5 protein-coding genes are annotated in these 3,825 nt (G+C 42.2%); 4 read left to right on the top strand and 1 reads right to left on the bottom strand.

Going from position 1 to position 3,825, the window contains the following annotated elements; all coding sequences use genetic code 11:
• A partial coding sequence (locus IM450_RS13740; protein WP_271947859.1) for a transposase occupies positions 1-115 on the top strand: 115 nt, incomplete at its 5' end.
• 388 nt (positions 116-503) lie between these two features.
• Here the strand turns inward: IM450_RS13740 and IM450_RS13735 are convergent.
• Complete coding sequence (locus IM450_RS13735) at positions 504-1,274, bottom strand: segregation/condensation protein A (RefSeq protein ID WP_123231368.1); 771 nt, start codon at positions 1,272-1,274, stop codon at positions 504-506.
• 51 nt (positions 1,275-1,325) lie between these two features.
• Between IM450_RS13735 and pdxH the strand changes: the two genes are divergently transcribed.
• The 3 genes from pdxH to IM450_RS13720 all read left to right on the top strand — a co-directional run bounded on the left by pdxH (position 1,326) and on the right by IM450_RS13720 (position 3,407).
• On the top strand, positions 1,326-1,970 hold the full coding sequence (gene pdxH, locus IM450_RS13730) for a pyridoxamine 5'-phosphate oxidase (protein ID WP_002802042.1): 645 nt from the start codon (positions 1,326-1,328) through the stop codon (positions 1,968-1,970).
• Between the two features lie 230 nt (positions 1,971-2,200).
• Positions 2,201-2,503 (top strand): trypco2 family protein, encoded by a 303-nt coding sequence (locus IM450_RS13725; RefSeq protein ID WP_287670351.1) that lies wholly within the window; start codon positions 2,201-2,203, stop codon positions 2,501-2,503.
• Positions 2,504-2,621: 118 nt separating this feature from the next.
• Positions 2,622-3,407, top strand: a complete 786-nt coding sequence (locus IM450_RS13720) for a trypsin-like serine protease (protein ID WP_287670349.1) — start codon at positions 2,622-2,624, stop codon at positions 3,405-3,407.
• Positions 3,408-3,825 lie beyond the last annotated feature (418 nt).

Genomic DNA, 3,825 nt, shown 5'->3' with positions numbered 1-3,825 from the left:
GGTGGTCGAGGGAATCAACAATAAACTTAAACTAATAAAACGGAGAGCCTATGGCTTTAGAAACTTTCGGAATTTTTGGGTTAGAAGTATGTTGTCTTGGCATCTTGTCTGTTGATTTAGCATAAAGGGTAACGAAGAGCCGGAAATATCAAGGGAGATATTGCCTTAAAATTAGGGCGTTTTTTTAATACAGGGGCAGAAATTTGGATGAATTTACAAAAAGCCTATGAGTTAGATCTAGCGAGGGAAAAGTTAGGAAATACCCTCGAAGAAATTATTCCTTATCAATCCCTGTCTTCAGGATAAATTCTCTTGAATTCTATAATTAAGCTGCCCGCACATTTAAATTACTTGTTGAGATGAGGCACTCTTGCACTCTTGCAAAAGGCAACATTAAAGGGATTGAGGGAGATTCAGCTAATCTAAGGATCGGAGGTTAAAATTCCTCTTAGCTTAAAACCCCACACCCGACACCGCACACCCTGCCTCTAGAAAAAACTTTTTCAGCAAACCCTAATTAAAGAAATAGTTAAATCTTGATAAAAATCCTCTTGTTTTAACTCCACTTTTGATTGAGAAGCCAGTAAAAGTAAAGCCCAAAAAATCGCCACCTTTTCCTGTGTTGCCGAGTGACTAGAGGGTTTTTCCGCTTGCCATAAATCTAATAAATACTCAAACTCTATCTCATTTTTCTCTAATTGAAAAAACTTTCTCTGCAAAAAAAAGTCCAGTTCCGCTGCCAATTCCGTCAGGTTTTCTTGGTGGGCCAATTCCGTGATAATTTGTACCGCTTCCCGTCGGGATTGGGGACGGGGTTTCGGGACAACTACAGGCAGTTTCGGTAAAGCTTCAATCTCTAGGGCAATCTGTTGTAATTGAGTGATTAACTCCTGCAAAGTTACCCGTCTTTTTCGCGGTGGTGGGGCGGCAGTACGACGGCGAATATGATTTTCTAGATAACGGGGTAAAGTTCTTAATTCCCGTTCTAACTCGCTAATTTCCTCATCAATCAGACTTTCTTCTTGCTGGTCTAAAGACAATCTTTCTAGGGTATCAGCCTTAAATAAAACTAACATAGAAGCCCATAAAAAAGCCTGTCCTGATTGGGGTAAATTAGCCTGGGCCATGGCTAAATCTAGATCATTTAATAACCCCAATTCCGCCAAAAAGCGATCGATCACATCAATAACCTGCACATCCCAGGGGTCAATTTCTCCCTGTTCCGCCATTTCTAAAAGAGAGGCGATCGCATCACTGGCCGAGGTGATAGTCATGATTGTAGAATCTTGTAGGATCTCAAAGGATAAAATTTAGCAAGCAAAACCATGGACATATCGATCGCTGACCTGCGCTTGGACTACAATCTCGAAGAATTGCTAGAGTCAGAAACATCTGCCGATCCTTTCATTGTATTTAAACAATGGCTAGAACGGGCGGTATCTTCGGGAAGATTGGAACCCAACGCTATGACTTTAGCCACTATTTCCCCGGAGGGTAAACCCCGGGCTCGCATGGTACTGTTAAAAGACTTCGATCCTCGCGGTTTTGTTCTCTTTACCAACTACCAAAGCGCCAAAGGACAGGAATTAATCGCCAATCCCAATGCAGCCCTAGTGTTTTGGTGGGGAGAATTGCAACGGCAAATTAGGATCGAGGGAACTGTAGAAAAAATCAGCGAGGAGGAATCGGATAATTACTTTTTTGTCCGTCCCTGGGAATCCCGTTTAGGGGCCTGGGCCTCCAATCAAAGTGAAGTGATTTCTGGGCGAGATATCCTCGAAAAACGCCTGACAGAACTAAAAGAAGAATATGCGGGTCGTGAAGTTCCCCGTCCTCCTCATTGGGGCGGATTTCGCCTAATTCCTAGTTTAATCGAGTTCTGGCAAGGTCGCCCCAGTCGTCTCCATGATCGTCTCTGTTATTATCGTCAAGAAGATGGCAGTTGGCAAAGGCAACGTTTAGCTCCTTAGTTTGATCTTGACACCTTGTATTGGCAAAATAGCTCGATACTAATTCAATTTGTCATTTTAGTCTTGAGATAATATTAGGTCGATGTCTTTTCCCAACCCGCGCTTTCCTTAGCGATTGGGTTGGGCTATTATGTCATTTGAGAAAGGCAATCCGTCCGCCCTAAAGTTTCAGAAAAACGATAGAATTGAAAGGGTTTTGGTCTGCATCCTTCAAAAATAACTAGAGAATTATGGACATCAATAAAGTTGGACTTCGAGAAACCTTAGAAGCATTGCGGGTTGAACTGAGTAAATCTATTTTAGCCTCTGAGGGTGAGCAGATTCGCTTTCAAGTGGGTGACATTGAATTAGAGGTTCAATTTGTGGTTGAAAAGTCGAAAGATAGCAAAGGTGGGCTGAAATTTTGGGTAGTAGAAATGGGTGGGGGTGTCACCAATAAAGATACGATAACCCATAGAATTAAAATTCCCCTTAAACCCATTGGGAAAGATGGAGGACCTATCAAGACAGCAAGTGATGATATTCCCGATTAGAATTTTATACCCCTAGAAGCGCAATGTTTGCGCTCAAAGCAGTTAATTTGTAGGATGGGTTAGCGAAGCGTAACCCATCACCATCCCAGAAGAATAGGTTACATCAATCCGATAAGTTATGCCCCAATTCCAACCCGATCGCGCTTTAGAAATTGTTGCCCCTAAGTATGGCACTGCCTATCGAATTGGGGGACGTTTACTCTTAACTTGTCGGCATCTATTTGATAATAGTAACGACTGTCAAGTACGATTTAGATCAGCATCAGACTATTCTGATAAGCAGGATATAGACGCTCAAGTAATTTGGAAAGCACCAGATAATATCGATATAGCATTAGTAGAATTACCAGAAACTATCGAAACTTGTGATCCTGTAGGTTTTGGGTTGTTACCTGATGCGAGTAGCACCCAAAAAGTTAAATTTGACTTTTTGGGCTTTCCTCTATTTTTACGGTATTCTGAAGATGGTATAAAATACGCCACAGGGTTACATATTGAGGGAACTATCGATGTGTCTAATCGTGCGCCTCATAACCGTTTGTTATTAAATATTAAAGATAGTCAAGACATACAACCCACCGATGAACAGTTAGAAAGATTAGCAGAAGATCAGTCACCTTGGCAAGGAACATCGGGATCAGCAATTGTTTGTAATGGGTTAGTGGTGGGTGTGCAGAAATGGCATCAAAATCCAGATCGTCCTGAATCTTTAGAAGCTGAATCTTTGGCAAGAGTTTATGACAATCCCGAATGGGGTGAGATATTAGAAAGTCATGATATTGATCCTGAACCTAAACCCGTTATATCCGCTTCTTTAAAATCTTCTTCCTATCGCAATCAGTCCCTATCTTTCCCCTGCTTTGTTACCCGAAGCCTTGCAAGTTGCCAGAGGGATTGGGGATGAATCCAAACAGGGTGAGAGCATCTCAAACGCTATTGACAATTAGCCAATTTTGTGAACCGCTTGCTGTGTGGGCATTTCAAGTGATACCAGTCAATCAGAATAGTTACGAAATATTCACATTTGGTCGATTTTTGCTTAACAATTGAGATGGCCAATTCTCCTCAAATATGCCTGAATCGCTCTCTGGGTAAGCAAATCACATAAAGTTGATTTTGTCAAGAATTGTTAAGATGCGCTTACCCTGGGATGGGTTAGCGGTAGCGTAACATTAGCGGGTGTTGGGTTTCATGCTTCAACCCAACCTTGTATATTGAGAGAGGTGGTAGACCGTCCCAACCTTGGTCAGAAAAGACCGCTTCGTAGCAAGGGTCACCACCATAATCTCCCTGACAAAACTCGAACAGTCGCCGGGGTCGTG

Origin of the sequence: Microcystis sp. M083S1 (assembly GCF_020246405.1) — a bacterium.
Lineage (GTDB): Bacteria > Cyanobacteriota > Cyanobacteriia > Cyanobacteriales > Microcystaceae > Microcystis > Microcystis aeruginosa_C.
This window is presented reverse-complemented; position numbering and strand designations above follow the sequence as displayed.

Coding starts and splice junctions, on each gene's coding strand:
- IM450_RS13735 (WP_123231368.1), bottom strand. CDS start 1,274: ATGACTATCACCTCGGCCAGTGATGCGATCGCCTCTCTTTTAGAAATG.
- pdxH (WP_002802042.1), top strand. CDS start 1,326: ATGGACATATCGATCGCTGACCTGCGCTTGGACTACAATCTCGAAGAA.
- IM450_RS13725 (WP_287670351.1), top strand. CDS start 2,201: ATGGACATCAATAAAGTTGGACTTCGAGAAACCTTAGAAGCATTGCGG.
- IM450_RS13720 (WP_287670349.1), top strand. CDS start 2,622: ATGCCCCAATTCCAACCCGATCGCGCTTTAGAAATTGTTGCCCCTAAG.